The following is a 20,533-nucleotide window of genomic DNA, read 5'->3' as shown; positions in this document are numbered from 1 at the left end:
GCAGCAAGTATTACTGCGCCGAAATTACATGTGGAGGATTTATTAACATTAATTGATTTAACTCAAGAAGAAATGATTGATATTATTAAAACAGCTGTAGAATTAAAAAAAATGCATAAAGCTGGTCAGCATTTAGACGTATTAAAAGGTAAAACAATGGTGATGATTTTTGAAAAATCATCAACACGTACACGTGTGTCATTTGAAGCAGGGATGACGCAATTAGGTGGGCATGCGATTTTTTTAAGCACGAAAGATTCGCAATTAGGAAGAGGGGAACCTATTTCTGATACGGCTCAAGTATTGTCAGAGTACAATGATATTATTATGATTCGCACACATGAACATGAACGTATTGTTGAATTAGCGAAACATGCAACGATTCCAGTTATTAATGCGTTAACAGATGATTACCATCCATGTCAGGCTTTAGCGGATCTAATGACTGTTTATGAATTAAAAGGAAGCTTCAAAGGCCATAAGCTTGTCTATGTTGGCGATGGCAATAATGTCGCCCATTCACTAATGATTGGCTCTGCAAAGGTTGGCCTTGACTGTATCGTTGCTTGTCCTGAGGAATATCAACCAAAAGCTGAAGTAGTCGAAATTGCCAAAAAATTTGCTGCTGAAACTGGCGCAGTGATTGAAGTTATCAATGACCCAATCGAGGCTGTAAGGGGTGCCGATTTCATTTATACAGATGTGTGGACAAGTATGGGCTTTGAAGACGAAGCTGCTGAAAGAATTGAAAAGCTGCAACCGTACCAGGTGAATGCTGAGCTTATGCAGTATGCGAAAGCAGATTACTCGTTCATGCATTGCCTACCTGCACATCGTGGTGAAGAAGTAACAGCAGAAATCATCGATGGACCACATTCTGTCGTTGTTCAAGAAGCTGGCAACCGTCTCCATGTGCAAAAAGCGGTGATTTTAGGTTTATTAAATAAATAATATTGACAAAGCATGAATTAACGGTAATCGGATAAACTATGACTGAACCTTTAATTAAAGGAGGTCATTGTAATGGGGCAACCGCGTCAATTCCGTGCGGGGCAAAAGGCACCGAATAATGGTATTTATGTTGAAATTGGTGAAACGGGATCAAACGTCCTGAAACCGAGGTCGGTAAGACTGGAAGTTGGGGATCGTTTCCCAGAAAACTCAAACCATAACCGCGTATGGACATATGCGAGTAAATTTAAATAATGAGATTACAACCCGCCTGACAAGATTCAGGTGGGTTTTTACTTGTATTTTTTTCTTAAAATGTCCTATAATATAGATAGGTCAAAATTGGTCAAATTAATCCTAGGTATAGGGGGACTATTTTATGGATATGAACAAAATGACGGAAAAAACGCAAGAGGCACTTGTTAATTCACAGTCGCTAGCAGTTAGAAAAGGCCATCAACAAGTAGATGTTGAACATTTATTATTTTCATTGCTTACCCAAGAAGATGGTATCACAAATAGTATTTTACAAAAACTAAATATGAACACAAATACAGTGGTCACCCTAACTGAAGAAGCCTTAGGTAAGCTTCCGCATGTTTCAGGTTCAGGTGTAGAAACGAGTGCAGTCTATATCACCCAAAGGTTACAAGCATTATTAGTGCGGGCCGAGGATGAAGCTACCCATCTTAAGGATGAATATATTTCTGTTGAACATTTGCTCCTTGCGATGACAGATGAAAAACCATCGACAGAAGCAGCAAAAATCTTTAAGCATATCGGCTTCAATCGGTCAGCATTGTTAAAAGTGCTCTCAGAAGTGCGTGGCAATCAACGAGTAACAAGTCCGACGCCAGAGGTTACTTATGATGCTTTGAAAAAATATGGGCGGGATTTAGTGGAAGATGTTAGAAGGGGAAAAATCGACCCAGTCATCGGCCGTGATGCTGAAATTAGACGAGTAATCCGAATTTTATCGCGAAAAACAAAAAATAATCCTGTCTTAATTGGCGAGCCTGGTGTCGGTAAAACGGCAATTGTTGAAGGGCTAGCACAACGGATTGTCCGTAAAGACGTTCCTGAAGGATTAAAAGACAAAACAATTTTTGCTTTAGATATGAGTGCCCTTGTAGCAGGAGCAAAATATCGTGGGGAATTTGAAGAAAGATTAAAAGCAGTGTTAAACGAAGTAAAAAAGAGCGATGGCAGAATTTTATTATTCATTGATGAAATTCATACAATTGTCGGTGCCGGTAAAGCGGAAGGGGCAATGGATGCCGGAAATATGTTAAAGCCGATGCTTGCACGTGGTGAGCTGCACTGTATTGGGGCGACAACTTTAGATGAGCATCGCAAATATATTGAAAAAGACCCTGCACTTGAAAGACGGTTTCAACAAGTGCTTGTGGAAGAGCCAACAGTGGAAGACACGATTTCCATTTTAAGGGGACTAAAAGAAAGGTTTGAAATTCACCATGGTGTGAATATCCATGACAGGGCGCTTGTGACTGCTGCTGTTTTGTCAGACCGCTATATTACAGACCGCTTCCTACCTGATAAAGCAATTGATCTCATAGACGAAGCATGTGCAACAATTCGGACGGAAATAGACTCAATGCCATCTGATTTAGACGAAGTGACCCGTAAGATTATGCAATTGGAAATTGAAGAGGCAGCACTAAGCAAAGAAAAAGACGAAGCAAGTATTGAACGCCTAAAGGCGTTGCGGAGAGAGTTGGCAAATTTTAAAGAAACAGCCCATGCGATGAAAGCAAAATGGGATGAGGAGAAGAAAGAACTGCAAACCCTACAGCAGTTAAGAGAACAGCTCGAAAAAACAAGACGAGAGCTTGAGGAGGCTGAGGCGAAATATGATTTAAATAAAGCTGCCGAATTAAGGCATGGCAAAATTCCCGCCCTTGAAAAACAGTTAAAAGAAAGAGAACAAGAGTTAGCAAAATCCGAAAAAGAAGGACGCCTATTACGCGAGGAGGTTACAGATGAAGAAGTGGCTGAAATCGTCGGGCGCTGGACAGGCATTCCAGTATCTAGGCTTGTTGAAGGGGAACGGGAAAAACTGCTCCGCTTGGATCAAATTTTACATGAGCGTGTCATTGGTCAAGATGAGGCTGTTCAGCTTGTTGCTGATGCCGTCATTAGAGCAAGAGCTGGTATAAAAGACCCTAACCGGCCGATTGGTTCCTTCATTTTTCTTGGTCCAACTGGTGTGGGTAAAACTGAACTAGCGAAAGCTTTAGCAGAAAGCTTGTTTGATAGCGAAGAGCACATCGTTCGCATTGATATGTCTGAATATATGGAAAAACATGCTGTTTCAAGATTAATCGGCGCCCCTCCAGGCTATGTCGGCTATGAAGAAGGTGGGCAGCTGACGGAAGCTGTACGCAGAAAGCCATACTCGGTTATTTTATTAGATGAAATTGAAAAAGCCCATCCCGAAGTATTTAATGTCTTACTGCAAATGCTTGATGACGGCAGAATCACCGACTCAAAAGGCCGTCTTGTCGATTTTAAAAATACAGTAATCATCATGACATCGAATATCGGCTCTGCTAACTTATTAGAAGGATTAACTGAAAGTGGTCAAATTTCAGAGCAGGTTCGTGAAAAAGTAATAGCTGAACTTCGCCGTCATTTTCGCCCTGAATTTTTAAATCGGGTGGACGATACAATTTTATTTAAACCTTTAACTGTGAAAGAAATTTCTGGTATTGTTGAAAAATTAGTTCAGGAATTACAAACACGCCTTGATGACCGCCAAATTAAATTAGCGCTTACTGAGGAAACGAAAGAGTTTATTGTAAATGAAGGTTTTGATCCAGTATATGGTGCTCGCCCATTAAAACGATTTATCCAGCATTTTATTGAAACGAAAGTAGCAAGGGAAATTATTGCAGGAACGATTACAGACGGCGCTGATGTTGTGATTGATGTTGAAGATGGGGAATTGCAAATTACTGTTAAAAAATAAAAAAGAGGTCGAATCGTTCGATTCGCCTCTTTGTTTCTTTGCTTATCAATCTTAGTGGTGTGATTCATGTGGTTCGTTCGGTACGCCAGCTTCACCAAGAAAAATAACGATAATTGAAAATACAACACAAAGAAAAACCCCTTGCATGAAATCGTATGTACTACCTGTCATACTGCTAACAACATATACAAGCATTTGGCTTAATGCAAAAGTCCAAAAAATAGTCCAAAAAATACGCATTATCTTCTCACCTCGTTTATAAGCACATTGTAAAACCATATTATCATATTTTCGATAAAAAAAATAGGTAAAAACCTTTGCTTTTTTAAAAATATGACATACATTAGAATTGTATGTACAAGAGTAAAGAGGCGAGGAACATGATGAAGCTCAATCAGCGCTTTTTCAAAATTGACGACCAATGGAACATAATCCACCTTCCTGAACGCCCAAATGGTTTTGCAATTTTACTTGTCGGTGACCAAAACCATTTTGTTGATGAGACTACAAGTGTTTGGATTCAAAATCGTGATCGGTTTCAAATGATTGAGAGATTCAGAGATGAAGGCTATACCGTTTTTTATTCTAATTTATTTGGCAGACATTGGGGAAGTCCTAGTGCCGTTAATCTACTAAAACAGTTGTATAATATGGTAATACGTAAAGAAATCGTGAACGACAAAATCCATGTTATTGCTGAAGGTATGGGTACGCTTGCTGTGCTCCAATTGATGGAGGAGATGGGACCTTCATTAAGATCTGTTGCAATGCTAAGCCCTTGCATTGATTTAAAAGGTTTTATTAAAACGGAAAAAAATAATAAATTATTTTTCAAACGAATCATTAATGAAATAGCTGTTTCATATAAAATTGAAGAAATACAAATTGAAAAAGAAGTGATTGAAAATTTTGATGTATCCAAGTTTATATCGAAAGTACCTGTGAAAATTTGGCATTGTACAAATAGAGTGCTATACCCAGCTTTTGAGCATAGTCGTTTATATGAGAAAATTCGAAAGCAACAAGGTGCCCCAATCGAACTTTCTTTGCACTTATTTGAGAAAAGATTTCATATTACAGATAATGTTATTGCTTTTCTAAAAAAGCATGAACAACTATTATAAAATAGAATTATTGGAAATAAGGCAATATCTGGCCTTATTTTTCTTATTCTAAATATTTTTGTTATGCATAATAATGTTTGAAAAAAGAATTATTGGGGGACTTCTAATGAAAAAGGCCATAGTGCTTGGTGCATTGGGATTTATCGGTTTTGCTCTATGTGAATGTCTTTTAGAGGAAGAGTATGAAGTGATTGGTATTGACTATATAGAGGGGCGAAATGCAAAAGTTCAAGAACAAAAGTTGGCCCAGATTGCTAGAAACAGTCATTTTGTATATCGTAATGAACAAGTAGAGGAAGTTGTTTTCAAAGATGTAGCGGAAAAATGTGATTGTCTCTATTTTTGCTTAGATGATCAAGAAGTGAATGAGGATAATATTAATGATAAAATGTTAACAAGAAAAATTATATTGCTGCAAGTAATGGACTATTGCAAAGAAGGTAACTGCCAATTTATTTATCTTTCATCTTATGAAGTATTCAAAAAAAATCCTCGTAATTTAACCGGTATGCTGAAAGCTGCAGAAGAAATTGAAATCGAAAAATACAGTCAAGAAAATCCAATATTTACCTTTGTTATTTTACAACTCCCAACAATTTATGGTCCATGGCAGCCCACTTCGATGACGTTCCAACAACTGATTCAAGGGGTTACTTTACCATCATTAGATCCGATCCAAGAAGATGCGATTTTCATCAATGATTTAGCGGAAATACTAGTTTATATTCCACATAGCCAGCTGAAAAATAAAACAATCATCATAAGCAGCAATAAAAAAAATCAATGGCATGAGGGCTTTAATTTTTTACAAAAACATCCCAAAAATCCACCAAAGGAGAATGAAACTAAAATAGAAATTCCTAATCATCCGCACATTTTTAGTAAATTTATAAAAACCCCCATTGCTGATGGAATTAAGGCACAAGAAGAACATTATAAGTATATTGAAAGGTTAAGAGATTTTGGACTGATTTAAAGAGAAAAACTAATCAAATTGTTGATAACCTTTTACAACTTCACATTCGAATAGTAAAATAGAAATGTTAGACAAATAGAGAGAAGGTTATAATAGGGAGGGGCTTGTTTTGAAAAAGCTTCTTTTGTTACTTTTAACGGCAATATTTTTGTTGGCTGCTTGTGGACAACCCGTTAGTAAACATACAAATACAAAGGTTGGCTTACTTTTACCTGAAACGATTAATGACCCAGTATGGGGTAGTAAAGGCTACAACGGACTCTTGAAAATCCAATCAGCATTAAAAGTAGACGTATACTATAAAGAGGGAATGAATACGAAAAGTGATGTTAAAGCTGCTCTGGATGAATTTGAAGAGGAAGGAGTCAGTCTTGTATTTGGACATGGCAGTGAGTTTGGCCCTTTTTTTGAAGATTTACATAACAATTATCCCTCCATTGATTTTGTATATTTTAATGGGAGTTTTACTGCTGAGAATGTGACAAGCATTAAATTTGAATCGCAGGCGGTTGGATTTTTTAGCGGGATGATTGCAGCGAAAATGAGTAAAACGAAACATATTGGTGTGATTGCGGCCTTTAATTGGCTGCCAGAAATAAAAGGCTTTGTTGATGGGGCAAAATATCAGGATCATACCGTTGATGTTTCCGTTTATAACACAAAAAGCTGGAGCAATAAAGAAGTAGCGCTAAAAGCATACAAAGAAATGGAAGAGGCTGGGGTAGATGTCTTTTATCCAGCAGGCGACCTGTTCAATCTTCCAGTCATTGAAGCAATTAAAGAAGATGGTCATTATGCGATTGGCTATGTTTCCGATCAATCGGATTTAGGGGATTCTACTGTACTTACAAGCACAATTCAACAAGTTGAAAAAGTTTATGAATTAGTAGCAACCGAATACGTCTCAGGTAAATTTAAGCATGGAATTAAATCGTATGATTTCCAAGAAGGCGTTATTTCGTTGGGGGAATTTAGTTCCGAAATACCTAACGACTTTAAAAATGATATAAATAAAGCCGTTGAATTGTATAAGTTAACTGGTGAATTACCAAGTAAAGAATTAAGAAAAGAGTAAGAGGTGCTTAACGATGGAACAAGAAAGAAATTTTAAATTTATCCAAATTGCGATGAAGTATATGCCTGAAGCGCAAATGATGCTAAAGGAAAAAGGCATGGAAGTAAACATCGATATGATGCAACCGATGCTTGATGTGCTTTTAAAGGTTATGAATGATGCTTATGCGCTCGGTGCTTCTGAGGCCAATCAAAATAAGTAAGCATGTGGAGGTTGACATAAAAAGTCGGCCTCTTTTAATAGACAAATAAAATGAAATGTTTTACTATATTAGTACCAAGTCATAATATTTGGTGATAATAGGTGATTTTATACAAAGGAGATGCTTCGCGTGAACGCTGGAATAATAGGGATTGGCCGATATCTTCCTGAAAAAGTAGTGACAAATGCTGATTTAGAAAAGATTTTAGATACATCTGATGAATGGATTCAAACGAGAACAGGGATAAAAGAAAGACGAATTGCCGATGATGACATTAACACTTCTCAAATGGCAGTTTTCGCAGCTGAGAAAGCTATTGCTGATGCTGGGATTACGGCTTTGGATATTGATTTAATCATCGTGGCAACGGTAACACCAGATTCTCCGTTTCCGTCAGTATCCTGTTTAGTTCAAGAAAAAATAGGGGCGAAAAATGCGGCTGCGATGGATATCGGTGCTGCTTGTGCAGGTTTTATGTACGCAATGGTTACAGCGCAACAATTTATTCGAACTGGTACATACAAGAACGTGCTTGTTGTTGGCGCTGAAAAGCTTTCAAAAATTACTGATTGGTCTGACCGCAATACGGCAGTTTTATTCGGTGATGGCGCTGCGGCGGCTATAATGGCGCCTGTTTCCGAAGGCAGAGGAATCTTATCATTCGAATTAGGCGCGGATGGTGTTGGTGGAAAGCATCTTTACCAAGATGAATACATCATGATGAACGGCAGAGAGGTATTTAAATTTGCAGTTCGACAAATGGGAGAATCAGCTGTTAATGTCATTGAAAAAGCAGGGCTAACAAAGGAGGATGTTGACTTTCTTGTACCACATCAAGCAAACATTCGCATCATGGAGGCATCAAGACAACGGTTAGAACTTCCAGAGGAAAAAATGTCAAAAATAGTAGATAAATACGGCAATACTTCCTCGTCCTCAATCCCGATTGCACTTGTTGAAGAATTGCATAACGGAAAAATCAAAGATGATGATATAATTGTTATGGTTGGTTTTGGCGGCGGCTTGACTTGGGGAGCAATCGCGTTAAAATGGGGTAAATAAGAAGCAGGAATTATGTAGTTCACTATAGAAGTATGTTTAGATTGTAAATAAAAAAATGAAAGGTGTCATGTTTTTATGGAAAAAAGACGAGTTGTAATAACAGGTCTTGGTGCAGTTACGCCTTGTGGCCTTGATGTAGATACGACTTGGAGTAATGTGGTTAATGGTATCTCAGGGGTTTGTGAGGTAACAAGAGTAGATAAAGAAGTATTCCCTGCAAAAGTAGCAGGTGAAATAAAAGATTTTAAACCCGAGGATTTTATCGATAAAAAAGAAGCAAGAAGAATGGACCGTTTTACACAGTATGCACTTGCGGCAGCAATAATGGCTGTCAAGGATGCAAACTTGGAAATTACCGATGAAATTGCCACAAGAGTTGGCGTTTGGATTGGTTCCGGTATCGGCGGGATGGAGACACATGAAGAGCAACACAAGAATTTCCTTGAAAAAGGCTATCGCCGTGTAAGTCCATTTTATGTACCAATGATGATTGCTGATATGGCTGCAGGACAAGTATCAATTGCGCTAGGTGCAAAAGGAATTAATGCATGTACGACAACGGCGTGTGCTTCTGGAGCAAACTCGATTGGTGATGCTTTTAAGGTCATCCAGCGTGGCGATGCAGATTACATGATTACTGGTGGAACAGAGGCTCCAATTACAAATATGTCTTTTGCTGGTTTTTGTATGGCAAAGGCATTATCTACGAATCCAGATCCTAGTAAAGCAAGCCGCCCATTTGATTTAAATCGCGATGGGTTTGTTATGGGCGAAGGTGCAGGAATTTTAGTGTTAGAATCATTAGAATCTGCATTAGCACGTGGTGCAAAAATTTATGCTGAAATCGTTGGTTATGGTGCGACTGGTGATGCCTATCACATTACAGCTCCAGCACCAGGCGGTGAAGGCGGCGCAAGGGCGATGAAGATGGCTCTTCAAGATGCTGGACTGAAAGCGGAAGAAATCGACTATATGAACGCTCACGGTACAAGTACAGATTATAATGATAAATATGAAACAATGGCTGTGAAGGAAGTTTTTGGTGAGCATGCTTATAAAATGGCTGTAAGCTCGACAAAATCTGTGACAGGCCATCTTTTAGGTGCGGCTGGCGCGGTTGAAGCTATTTTTTCTGTAAAAGCTATTACAGATGGAATTATTCCGCCGACGATGAATTTAGAAACGCCAGACCCAGAATGTGATTTAGACTATGTCCCTAATCAAGCTAGAAAACAAGCTGTAAATGCAGTTTTAAGTAATTCATTAGGATTTGGCGGACATAATGTCTCTTTAATCTTTAAAAAATATGAGCAATAAAAAAGAGGCTGACCCATGGGGTCAAGCCTCTTTTTTACTGGACATCCGCTGCAATTTCATTCATGCTTACTTCTTCAGAAACAACCTGTGTTGACGAGAAGAAATCCTGTAAAGCTTGTTTATTTTTTTTCCGGTCAATTTCCAAAACTGCACCTGCATGGCTGTATCGTTTGTTTTCGAATGCCCCATCGATAGGAATGCGAATGGTTTCGATGTCTTTTTTATTCATTAAAAAGTTTGTTCCTAAAGCAAGAAGCGTTTTTGAACCTAAATTTGTATCAATATAAGGCTGGGCAGTCCCCAACATTTTCGGTAGCTTTGCGATTCCATTGATGCTAATGAGCTCATCTTTAATGGCAGCAATTACTTGCTGCTGTCTGCGCACTCTTCCGAAGTCGCTTTCAGCATCATGGCGGAAGCGGGCATATTCTAGTAATTCTTTCCCGTTTAATTTTTGTAAACCAGGTTGGAAGTTAATATATAATCCACCAGCTCTATCCGTATATTTCATTTTCTTTTCAACATCAATATTTACACCATCAGGCGACAATACATCAACAACTTGAGTAAAGCCATCAAAGTTCACCGATGCATAGTATTGGACATCAATGCCAAAGTTTTCTTTTACAGTTTTCCGCACTAGCTCTGGTCCGCCGAGGCTAAAAGCAGAATTTATTTTATTATCTTTATACCCTGGGATCGAAACATAGGAATCCCTCATGATTGAAGCAAGTTTTGCGGTTCCGGTTTCGGGATCGTATTGTGCAATCATAAGCGTATCTGTACGACCGTTGTCTTCAGGACCTGAGTCTATACCTAGAATTAAAACATTGATTTTATCTAAATCTTCTACACCATTGAAAGAATTTTCTTCTTCGCCTTTCCCGTTAGTAGAAGACAAATCATTGTCACCGGAAGCGGAAATGTAGCCACTATAATATTGGAAAACCCCATAGCCAATTAAGGCAATTAAAAAAGTTAAAACGATTAGTCCGATTTTAAAAGGGCTTTTTTTTCTTCGCCTTTTTGCTGCTCGTTTTTGTTGCACTATATTTTTTCTACGCTCTATGCGCGTTGAAGACATCTTGATCTTCACCTCTCCTTAAATACACAACAACTAATTTACTCTCATTTTATTAATTAGTAAAGAGTTTTATTAAAAAAGATGTATAGACTTATAGCATACTAGATTCGACACCTATTTACAATATTATCATAAAATAAGTTACATTTCTTCTAGTTTTCACCCACATATTTTTTTTCTTTCTTCATACAAATGATAAAAAAGGGACAAGCAAAAGGGGGATTAAATAGGCTATGATTTTTCGACTCTTTATTTTTTTAATAGGATTTGGACTGGCTGTTGCAGGAGGAGTATCAATTATTGCCTATTTGAATGTCATCCCGATTGGTTTGTCCTATTTTGATTATTTTAAATTTATTAGTAAAAAAATAGAGTGCCATCTCTTTATAATTGGTATTCTTTTTATTACTTTAAGTATCTATTTGCCATTTGAAAGGAAATGAAATAATTACCCCGATTGGAATATTTTCCCCTGTATCTGCCTATACTATTTTTTAATAAAGTGATGTGAAGTGAGGGGTAAAACATGTTGTATTTGCACGATGTTTGGGTGAATTGGTTTGAAGGGGAGGAGAATGGTTATAATATTTGCTATTTTCACGAATGGCGCAAGGAAGATACCGTAGAACTTTTAGACCAAACACCGTTAATAAAGGTAGAATCTCTGTTATTCAATTATATTGAAAATGATTTGTCTGAATTGCCGCAAACGCTTCTAGAGGACGTATATCAAAAAAGTTTTGTACGCAAAAATCACGAACGGATTCAGCTTGATTATTGTTTTGTCGTTACAGATGGAGTTGGAATTTTAGCAGCGGATACTTTAGGGTATCATATCCCGATTAGAAAAAGCAGATTAATTCCAAGACAAGAACAGCTTGTTTATGAAATGGTTAGAGATTTAGAACCGACTATATACGAGTTTGAGCAGAGGGCAAGCTCAAAAGAGTATCATATTCTTTCGCCTGCCCCATTCCTAATGAAGGGGCTCACCCGGAAAGAACGACAATTAAAGCAATTATTATTTATGGCACTTGATCAATTGCACTCCACTGGTAATCCGGCTGAAATCCGATACTGGTATACGGAATGGAATCCTGCTGAGTATAAAGAAATTCAACAGAAAAATTTTGATGATATCTGGAATAAATTATATGAGGAAACAAAGTATGGTTGGTCACTGCGTCATGAACATCTTTGTGAACGCCTTGTAAAAGGACAACCGTTCTTTGAAAAGCTATGGGAATTAGAACAAGGAACAAAGGTAAATTAGGAAGCAGGAGAACCGAACCGTCTCCTGCTTCCTGCTTTTATTTTCGTTTTCTTCCTAATCCCATCGCTTTTTCAACCTTTTTCATCATTTTTGAGGCAACTTCGTTTGCTTTTTCAGCACCAAGGTCTAAACATTGATCAAGCTCTTCAGATTCTAGTAATTCGTAGTATCTTTCCTGAATCGGTTTTAACGTTTCGATAACTGTTCCCGCTACATCTGCTTTAAATTCTCCGTAGCCTTTTCCATCATATTTCTTTTCTAAATCCTCGATAGATTGATTTGAACAGATTGAATAAATTGTTAGTAAGTTCGAAACGCCAGCTTTATTTTCTTTGTCGAAGCGGATGATCCCTTCTGAGTCGGTGACGGCACTCTTAATTTTCTTTTCAATTTGCTTTTCAGTGTCAAGCATGGAGATGAACGCTTTTGTATTGGCATCTGATTTGCTCATTTTTTTTACCGGGTCTTGGAGCGACATAATTTTTGCTCCAACCTTAGGGATGCTAACTTCTGGAATAGTGAAAACTTCCCTATATTTTTTGTTAAATCGTTCAGCTAAATCGCGAGTGAGCTCAAGATGCTGCTTTTGGTCTTCGCCAACTGGGACAATATCTGTACTGTATAATAAAATATCTGCAACCATGAGTGGTGGATATGTTAAAAGCCCTGCTGATACAGCTTCTTTGCCAGCGGATTTATCTTTAAATTGCGTCATTCTTTCAAGTTCTCCGATGTAGCTTATACATTGCATAACCCATCCTAGTTGGGCATGGGCAGGCACTTCCGATTGAATAAATAAGGTAGAACGCTCCGGGTCGATGCCTACCGCTATGTATAGTGCAGCAAGGCTGCGGATATTTTTTTGAAGCTCTTTTGGATCTTGCGGGACAGTAATCGCATGTTGGTCTACAATACAGAAATAACATTGATTTTCGTCCTGTAAATCAACAAAATGCTTCATTGCCCCAAGATAATTTCCTAATGTTAATGTTCCGCTTGGCTGAATGCCAGAAAAAATAATTGCCATAAAAATTTCCTCCTGATTTTTTTCTATACAAAAAGGCCCATTCATCCCGCAAATAAGGGACGAATGGACCGTGGTGCCACCCTTGTTATTCTATTAAATAGAATCACTTTGACGAGGATGTCAATCATCCTCACGTACAGTTGCTCAAAAGCCCATTCCATATCTCTTCACTGCTTGTTCCCACCAACCACAAGCTCTCTATAAGCTTCAAGATATGTACTTTTCTTTTATCATTGCAATCATCATATTGAATTGGAAAGATGATTTTTATTATAGTAAACAGTTTTATAAAAATCAAGTTGTGAATGAAATGAAATATAAAAGGAAAATACTACTAGTAGGAGGTTAATAAAATGAAGGCTAAATTGTCTTTACTCTTTATCATGACATTCCTATTTAGTATTATCCTAGCTGCTTGTGGTTTTAGTAATGGAGAGATAGAGAGCAACGGAGCAAAAGAAAACGAACAAGTTTTAAACTTGCTTGAGTCTGCTGAATTACCGACAATGGATACGACAAGGGCAGATGATAGCGCCTCGTTTGTAGCTATGAATCAAGTTTTTGAAGGGTTGTATCGGCTTGGCCCTGAAAATACTCCAGTGCCTGGTGTTGCAAAGGATGTAATAAAAAATAATGATGGTAGCGTGCTTACTTTTATTTTGAATGAAAATGCAAATTGGAGTGATGGCTCCCCGGTAACAGCAAATGACTTTATCTATGCTTGGAAAAAAGCATTAAACCCGGAAACACTTTCCCCCTATGCCTATTTGCTGAAGCCTATCAAAAATGCTCAGGCGATTATAACGGAAGGGAACCCATTGTTTGGAAAAGTCGAAAGATTAGGCGTGAAGGCTTTAGATGATAAAACATTAGAAGTTACGCTTGAAATTCCTGTGCCATACTTTATTAGCTTAACAGCGTTTCCAACCTTTTTTCCGCAAAAAGAGGAGTTCGTTGCAGCCATTGGGGAGGACTATGCTCTTTATGCCGATAAAATGCTTTATAATGGTCCTTTCTATATGACCAATTGGACGACTAGCGGCTGGACATTTAAGAAAAATCCACAGTATTGGGATAAAGAAACGGTAAACTTAGCGCAAATCAACTATAAAGTTATTAAAGATTCAACAACAGAAACAAATCTTTTTGAGACAGGGCAAGCGGACCGTGCTAGCTTAAGTGCAGAATTAGTTGAGTTGTATAAAGACCACCCGGATTTTAAAACGTATAGTGTCCCGTCAATGGTGTACTTAAAGTTTAATGTAAAGCGCATTCCGATAGAGCAGCGAAAAGCGATGCAGCGCGCCATTAATAAAGACGATTTTGTTTTATATTTATTAAATAATGGTTCTTTACCAGCTGATTATTTTTTTCCAGCGGGATTTGTGAAACACCCGAAAACAGGTGAAGATTTCCGCACAAAATATGGAAACATTGTTTCCTACAATAAAGAGGAAGCGAAAGAATATTGGCAAATGGCTGGTTCTCCTACGGTTACTTGGGATTTATTAATAAATGATCGTGATGAAATAAAGAGGATAGCAGAATATATTAAAAATCAATTGGAATCAAATCTTCCGGGATTGTCAATCAATATCAATATTCAGCCGTTTAAGCAGCGTCTTGCTCTAGATGATGCCATTGATTATGATATCCAACTTTGGGGCTGGGGTCCTGATTATCATGATCCGCTTACCTATATGGACCTGTGGGTAACAGATGGCGGTAATAACAAAACGAATTATTCAAATCGAGAATATGACAAAATCATCAACAATGCGATGAACAATCTTGATGATTTGGCTGTACGGTTTGAAAGCCTGCAGGATGCGGAAATGATTGTTTTAAAAGAGGATGCCGTATTGGCTCCACTTTATCAAAGTGGACGAGCGGCTTTACAAAAGTATTATGTGAAGAGTTTGCTTGAACATCCATTTGGCCCTCAATACAGCTTTAAATGGACTTATATTGAAGGGAAAGGAAAATAAGAGGTGGTGTTGGAGTGGTCCGTTATTTGCTAAACCGCTTTTTTTATATGGTACTCACTTTTTTAGTCATCGCCACACTCACTTTTTTTCTAATGCAAACCTTACCAGGCTCTCCGTTTAATGATGAAAAATTGACTGAGGATCAAATTGAATTAATGAATAAGCGTTATGGTTTGGACAAGCCTGTAGCTGTGCAGTATGTGATTTATATTGCTAATTTATTACAGGGGGACTTAGGTGTTTCCTTTCAATATGACGGGCGGCCAGTAGCGAAAATAATCGCTGAACGAATTCCAGTTTCCGCTTTTTTAGGTGGACAAGCGTTGGTTTTTGGCACGTTGGTGGGAGGGTTTTTAGGAATGATCGCTGCACTAAGGCATAATACGATGATTGATTATGGGGCAATGATTTTAGCGGTGCTTGGCTTGTCAATCCCTTCATTTGTGTTCGCTGGACTTTTGCAATATTGGATGAGCGTAAAGTGGCGGCTCTTACCAGCTGCTTTTTGGGAAGGGTATATATATACGATTTTACCAACGCTTTCCCTTTCCGTATTTGTAATTGCCCAAGTAGCAAGATTTATGAGAACGGAAATGTTGGAAGTTTTGGGACAGGATTATATCGTTTCCGCAAAAGGTAAAGGTCTTGGCCAACTTACGATTGTTTTTAAACATGCCATTCGAAATGCGTTAATTCCAGTTATCACCATTATTGGGCCGCTTGCCGTTAATATTATGACAGGCTCTTTAGTCATTGAAAAAATATTTGGAGTTCCAGGCCTTGGCGAACAGTTCGTGCTGTCAATTATGACAAACGATTATCCCGTCATTATGGGAACAACATTATTCTATGCTGCCTTATTTATTGTCATCGTCTTTATTGTCGATTTATTATACGCATGGATTGACCCGAGGATTCGTTTAGCAGGGGGGGAATAATGAAAATCATGAGTAGCGAAAATCATCCAATAACAAGCGATTTATTTCAGCCTGTGAAAATCGATGAAAAGGGCCATAAGGCAATTTCTCGTAACAGTCTTACATATGGACAAGATGCGTGGCTCAGACTAAAAAAGAATAAGGGCGCCTTAATTGGCCTTATGATGATTAGTATGATTGTCATCCTTGCGATAGTTGGTCCATTTTTAGGTGGACATTCTCATGTTGAACAAGATTTGCGGCGGGCTAATTTGCCGCCGAAAATCCCAGTTTTAGAGAATGTTTCTTTTTTATCGTTTAACGGTGTTGACATTCTTGGTGTTGATCAATACGCAAAAAAAGGAATTGACGAATATTATTGGTTTGGTACGGATACATTAGGTCGTGACTTATGGGCAAGAACTTGGCAAGGAACGAGGATTTCTCTTTGTATCGCGTTTTTAGCGGCAGCGATTGATTTAATAATCGGTGTACTCTTTGGCGGAATTTCAGGCTTTTATGGAGGAAGAATTGATAATGTGATGCAGAGAATCATTGAAATTTTAGTTGGGATTCCGAATTTAATCGTTGTCATTCTATTTATTCTTATTTTACAGCCTGGAATTTTATCAATTACACTAGCGATGGTGATAACAGGTTGGGTTGGAATGGCACGTGTTGTTCGCGGACAAATTTTGAAATTAAAAGAACATGAATTTGTGCTTGCAGCAAAAACTTTAGGGGCAAGTAATAAAAGATTGCTATGGAAACAATTAATCCCGAATGTAGCAGGTGCCATTATTATAACGACAATGTTTACGATTCCTAGTGCCATCTTTACGGAAGCTTTTTTAAGTTTTATAGGTTTAGGATTACGCCCGCCGATAGCTTCATTAGGAACAATTGTGAATGACGGCTTCAAAACAATGCGAATATTTCCACATATGTTAATCGTTTCATCGGTGATTATAAGTTTAATCATGATTAGCTTTAACATAGTAGGGGATGGTCTCCGTGATGCGTTAGACCCTCGAATGCGAAGATAGGAGGAAGGTCAATTGAATCCTATTTTAGAAGTAAAAAATCTTCATGTCTCTTTTCATACATGTTCTGGAGTGGTGCAGGCTGTTCGCGGTGTTGACTTTTATTTAAAAAAAGGAGAGACGCTTGCCATCGTCGGGGAATCCGGCTCAGGAAAGTCTGTAATGTCTAAAGCGATCATGCGCTTAATTCCACCTTCTATTGCTACGATTGAGGAGGGGAAGATTTACTATCAAGGAACAAACCTATTGAACTATAATGAAAGACAAATGCAGGCCATTCGTGGTGGGGAAATTTCAATGATTTTTCAAGACCCTTTTTCTTCGTTAAATCCCACAATGACAATAGGAAAACAAATTGCGGAGGGGCTCACGAAGCACGAGCATTTAAGTAAAACTGAGGTAAAAAAGAGGGTTATAGAGCTGTTAAGTCTTGTTGGAATTCCAAATCCAGAAATCCGCCAAAACGAATACCCCCATCAATTTTCAGGCGGGATGAGACAACGTGTTGTCATCGCAATCGCCTTAGCCTGTAAACCTAAAGTGTTAATTGCCGATGAGCCGACTACTGCATTAGATGTCACAATCCAAGCGCAGATTCTAGATTTAATGAAGGATGTTCAGGCAAAAATAAGGACAGCGATTATTATGATTACCCATGACCTTGGTGTTGTTGCCAATATCGCGGATCGGGTTCTTGTCGTCTATGCTGGGAAAGTCGTTGAAACAGGTACAGTTGAGGAAATTTTTTATGAGCCAAAACATCCATATACATGGGGTTTACTAGCGTCGATGCCAAAGCTTTCTACAAAAAAAGGGAAGCTTTATAGCATTGCCGGGACACCGCCAAATTTAGCTTCACCACCCCTTGGTTGTGCTTTTGCAACGCGTTGTCCTTACACGATGGCAGTTTGTACAAAATATATGCCAGAATATACAAAGTATTCGGAGACAGGTTTAGCCGCTTGTTGGCTTTTGGATGAAAGGGCTCCAAAGGTAGCCTCACCTTTAGGTGCATTTGGAGGTGCATTTTGATGGCTGAGAAAAAAGAACTATTAATTGAGGTTAAAAATTTAACAAAGCATTTTAAAGTAGGAAAAAAGCAAATGCTGCAAGCAGTCAATAATGTTTCGTTTAAAATAATGAAAGGTGAGATAGTAGGACTAGTTGGTGAATCAGGCTGCGGCAAGTCGACAACAGGACGGACGATTATTCGCCTCTATGAAGCAACATCTGGTGCTGTCTTATATAAAGGGGAAAATGTTCACGAAAAAAAATCAAAAGCCCAACTAAAAAAATTAAATCGCAGAATGCAAATGGTTTTCCAAGACCCTTATGCATCATTAAATCCGCGCATGACAGTAGCAGATTTAATCGCAGAAGGCATTGACATCCATCGTCTAGCTAAAAGTCGTATAGAGCGACTTGATAAAGTATATCATCTTCTAGAAATAGTTGGTTTACATCGTGAACATGCTAACAGATATCCTCATGAGTTTTCAGGTGGGCAAAGACAACGTATTGGTATCGCACGGGCTTTGGCAGTCGACCCGGAATTTATTATTGCAGATGAAGCGATTTCAGCTTTAGATGTTTCAATTCAGGCGCAGATTGTAAATCTCATGCAGCAGCTTCAAGAAGTACGGCAATTGACTTATTTATTTATAGCTCACGATTTATCAATGGTTAAATTTATAAGCGACCGCATTGGTGTCATGTATTTAGGAAGCCTTGTTGAGCTTTCGGGAAGTGACGAGTTATATGAAAACCCGCTGCACCCTTATACAAAGGCATTGCTATCTGCAATTCCAGTGCCAGACCCTAGAAGTGAACGTGCAAAGGAAAGAATTATTTTGGAGGGAGTCATTCCAAGCCCTATGGATCCACCAGAGGGCTGTCACTTCCATACGCGTTGTCCATATGTATTATCCTTATGTAAGCTGGAAGGGCCAAAATGGAACGAAGCTAGTGAAAACCATTGGGTAGCATGCCATCTTTATTAAAATTGAAATAACTGTCTCACGCCTATCGATGAATATGTAAACATGATATGAATATACTTTACTAACCGAAAACTAGCTGTTTAAAACTTCCAGCTGGTTTTTGTTTTTCTCGTGGAAATGATTGAAATATGCCAAAAAACAATGTTTCTTGTCTAAAAATGTCCTATAATAATAACAGTCATGCCAAATATATATGATAGGAGCGTCAACATGGGAAGACGAGTGGGGGAAATGAGAATTACATACTTATTACTGTTATTTTTAACATTTGGAATTATATTTTCTAATACAACCTATGCACAAGAACAAAAGCTATCGGCAAGTTTTCATGCAAAGAAGTATACTGAAGTAAAGCAGATGGAATTGATTGGGGCGTTGCCAAGATTTAAATATGATACAGGTCTTTCATTTCCATATCCCGATGCTGTTAGAGGAGTTTATATGACAGCCCATACTGCAGGTGGGTACAAAAATTATCTGGACTATTATGGCGGCATTTCGAAAAACCTTTCTGGTTCCGGAAAAAATTTCGCAGGAATTATGAATTTAATGGACACTACTGATTTAAATGCGGTTGTCATCGATATGAAAGATGATTGGGGAAATCTTACTTACCTGCCTGAGGAAGGGTCAGCCTTCACAGCGATTGGCAAGCCTTATATTAAAAATCCTCGGGAGCTTTTAGAGCTTTTAGAAAAAAAACAGGTCTATCCAATCGCAAGAATTGTTGTTTTTAAAGATACAGTGTGGGCGAAGCAAAGGCCAGATCTTTCGTTTTTAGACAACGGTGCAGTATGGAAAAATGGTCGCAAAGAATCGTTTGTGAATCCATTCTTAAAAGAAGTTTGGGACCACAACGTGCAAATTGCGATTGAGGCAGCAAAATTAGGGTTTAAAGAGGTCCAATTTGATTATGTTCGCTTTCCCGAAGGATTTGAGAAACGGGATCAAGTACTAGCGTATAGCATGGGAGAATATAAAGCTATTGAAATGGATAATGTCCAGAAACGGGTGCAAGCTATAACCGATTTTGTTGCTTACGCCAGAGAAAAATTGAAACCTTATGATGTGAAGCTTTCTGTTGATATTTTCGGCTATACGGCAACTTTGCCTGAAGCCCCTGGGATTGGCCAAAACTTTTCGAAAATTGCTGAGAATGTTGATGTTATTTCTTCGATGATTTACCCAAGTCATTGGACTTCTTATTTTGGGATTGCTAAACCAGATTTACAGCCTTATCGCTTAGTGAGCGAATATACGAAAATGGAGAACGCGAAGCTAAACGAATTGAAAAATCGTCCGATTTCACGACCTTGGCTTCAAGATTTTACGGCGACTTATTTAGGAAAAGGCAATTATATGCACTATGGAAAAGCAGAGGTTGAGGCACAAATTAAAGCGTTAAATGAGAATGGGATACAAGAATTCTTATTATGGGATGCTGCCAATACTTATACACTTGGAGTTGATTATACTCCATTGCAAAAATAAAAAAACACGACATT

At 38.2% G+C, this 20,533-nt stretch carries 20 protein-coding genes and 1 other annotated feature; of the genes, 17 read left to right on the top strand and 3 right to left on the bottom strand.

Annotation, left to right across the window (positions count from 1 at the left end):
• Window positions 1–9: 9 nt before the first annotated feature.
• The 3 genes from argF to clpB all read left to right on the top strand — a co-directional run bounded on the left by argF (window position 10) and on the right by clpB (window position 3,940).
• Window positions 10–951: an ornithine carbamoyltransferase gene (gene argF / locus GX497_04495; protein HHY72482.1), complete on the top strand. Its 942-nt coding sequence runs from the start codon at window positions 10–12 to the stop codon at window positions 949–951.
• Window positions 952–1,023: 72 nt separating this feature from the next.
• Complete coding sequence (locus tag GX497_04490) at window positions 1,024–1,206, top strand: YjzC family protein (protein ID HHY72481.1); 183 nt, start codon at window positions 1,024–1,026, stop codon at window positions 1,204–1,206.
• 124 nt (window positions 1,207–1,330) lie between these two features.
• Complete coding sequence (gene clpB, locus GX497_04485; GenBank protein HHY72480.1) at window positions 1,331–3,940, top strand: ATP-dependent chaperone ClpB; 2,610 nt, start codon at window positions 1,331–1,333, stop codon at window positions 3,938–3,940.
• A gap of 51 nt (window positions 3,941–3,991) precedes the next feature.
• Here the strand turns inward: clpB and GX497_04480 are convergent, their stop codons facing one another.
• Window positions 3,992–4,180: a YjzD family protein gene (locus GX497_04480; protein HHY72479.1), complete on the bottom strand. Its 189-nt coding sequence runs from the start codon at window positions 4,178–4,180 to the stop codon at window positions 3,992–3,994.
• 140 nt (window positions 4,181–4,320) lie between these two features.
• Here GX497_04480 and GX497_04475 point away from each other — a divergent pair, with 140 nt between their 5' ends.
• The 6 genes from GX497_04475 (at window position 4,321) to fabF (ending at window position 9,696) form a co-directional block, all read left to right on the top strand.
• On the top strand, window positions 4,321–5,064 hold the full coding sequence (locus GX497_04475; protein ID HHY72478.1) for an alpha/beta hydrolase: 744 nt from the start codon (window positions 4,321–4,323) through the stop codon (window positions 5,062–5,064).
• Between the two features lie 106 nt (window positions 5,065–5,170).
• Complete coding sequence (locus tag GX497_04470) at window positions 5,171–6,040, top strand: NAD(P)-dependent oxidoreductase (protein ID HHY72477.1); 870 nt, start codon at window positions 5,171–5,173, stop codon at window positions 6,038–6,040.
• 109 nt (window positions 6,041–6,149) lie between these two features.
• Window positions 6,150–7,115 carry a BMP family ABC transporter substrate-binding protein gene (locus GX497_04465; protein HHY72476.1) on the top strand — a complete coding sequence of 322 codons (966 nt, stop codon included), beginning with the start codon at window positions 6,150–6,152 and terminating at the stop codon, window positions 7,113–7,115.
• Between the two features lie 13 nt (window positions 7,116–7,128).
• Window positions 7,129–7,317, top strand: a complete 189-nt coding sequence (locus tag GX497_04460) for a competence protein ComG (protein HHY72475.1) — start codon at window positions 7,129–7,131, stop codon at window positions 7,315–7,317.
• A 129-nt stretch (window positions 7,318–7,446) separates the two neighbouring features.
• A complete protein-coding gene (locus GX497_04455) occupies window positions 7,447–8,379 on the top strand; it encodes a ketoacyl-ACP synthase III (GenBank protein HHY72474.1) in 933 nt (310 codons plus the stop codon).
• Between the two features lie 75 nt (window positions 8,380–8,454).
• Window positions 8,455–9,696: a beta-ketoacyl-ACP synthase II gene (gene fabF, locus GX497_04450; protein ID HHY72473.1), complete on the top strand. Its 1,242-nt coding sequence runs from the start codon at window positions 8,455–8,457 to the stop codon at window positions 9,694–9,696.
• A 34-nt stretch (window positions 9,697–9,730) separates the two neighbouring features.
• Here the strand turns inward: fabF and GX497_04445 are convergent, their stop codons facing one another.
• A complete protein-coding gene (locus tag GX497_04445) occupies window positions 9,731–10,780 on the bottom strand; it encodes an LCP family protein (protein ID HHY72472.1) in 1,050 nt (349 codons plus the stop codon).
• A 233-nt stretch (window positions 10,781–11,013) separates the two neighbouring features.
• Here GX497_04445 and GX497_04440 point away from each other — a divergent pair, with 233 nt between their 5' ends.
• Window positions 11,014–11,223, top strand: coding sequence for a hypothetical protein (locus GX497_04440; GenBank protein ID HHY72471.1), 210 nt, complete (start codon window positions 11,014–11,016; stop codon window positions 11,221–11,223).
• 83 nt (window positions 11,224–11,306) lie between these two features.
• Window positions 11,307–12,053 carry a DUF3603 family protein gene (locus tag GX497_04435; protein HHY72470.1) on the top strand — a complete coding sequence of 249 codons (747 nt, stop codon included), beginning with the start codon at window positions 11,307–11,309 and terminating at the stop codon, window positions 12,051–12,053.
• A gap of 37 nt (window positions 12,054–12,090) precedes the next feature.
• On the opposite strand, the gene trpS is transcribed toward GX497_04435, so the two are convergent.
• The gene (gene trpS, locus GX497_04430; protein ID HHY72469.1) at window positions 12,091–13,080 is read right to left on the bottom strand and encodes a tryptophan--tRNA ligase; all 990 of its coding nucleotides are present in this window, start codon (window positions 13,078–13,080) and stop codon (window positions 12,091–12,093) included.
• A 52-nt stretch (window positions 13,081–13,132) separates the two neighbouring features.
• Window positions 13,133–13,323: a binding site (T-box leader), on the bottom strand.
• Between the two features lie 110 nt (window positions 13,324–13,433).
• Between trpS and GX497_04425 the strand changes: the two genes are divergently transcribed.
• From GX497_04425 to GX497_04400, 6 genes are all read left to right on the top strand, one after another.
• Window positions 13,434–15,068: a peptide ABC transporter substrate-binding protein gene (locus tag GX497_04425; GenBank protein ID HHY72468.1), complete on the top strand. Its 1,635-nt coding sequence runs from the start codon at window positions 13,434–13,436 to the stop codon at window positions 15,066–15,068.
• 14 nt (window positions 15,069–15,082) lie between these two features.
• The gene (locus tag GX497_04420; protein ID HHY72467.1) at window positions 15,083–16,006 is read left to right on the top strand and encodes an ABC transporter permease; all 924 of its coding nucleotides are present in this window, start codon (window positions 15,083–15,085) and stop codon (window positions 16,004–16,006) included.
• A gap of 8 nt (window positions 16,007–16,014) precedes the next feature.
• On the top strand, window positions 16,015–17,031 hold the full coding sequence (locus GX497_04415; protein HHY72466.1) for an ABC transporter permease: 1,017 nt from the start codon (window positions 16,015–16,017) through the stop codon (window positions 17,029–17,031).
• A 12-nt stretch (window positions 17,032–17,043) separates the two neighbouring features.
• Complete coding sequence (locus GX497_04410; protein ID HHY72465.1) at window positions 17,044–18,060, top strand: ABC transporter ATP-binding protein; 1,017 nt, start codon at window positions 17,044–17,046, stop codon at window positions 18,058–18,060.
• Window positions 18,060–19,028, top strand: coding sequence for an ATP-binding cassette domain-containing protein (locus GX497_04405; GenBank protein ID HHY72464.1), 969 nt, complete (start codon window positions 18,060–18,062; stop codon window positions 19,026–19,028). Before GX497_04410 ends, GX497_04405 begins: the two co-directional genes overlap by 1 nt.
• Window positions 19,029–19,259: 231 nt before the next feature.
• Window positions 19,260–20,519: a putative glycoside hydrolase gene (locus GX497_04400; GenBank protein ID HHY72463.1), complete on the top strand. Its 1,260-nt coding sequence runs from the start codon at window positions 19,260–19,262 to the stop codon at window positions 20,517–20,519.
• The last annotated feature ends 14 nt before the right edge of the window (window positions 20,520–20,533 follow it).

The organism is Bacillus sp. (in: firmicutes) (assembly GCA_012842745.1).
GTDB lineage: Bacteria > Bacillota > Bacilli > Bacillales > Bacillaceae_J > Schinkia.
The sequence above is the reverse complement of the archived record's forward strand: the minus strand, read 5'-3'. Positions and strand labels throughout refer to the sequence as shown.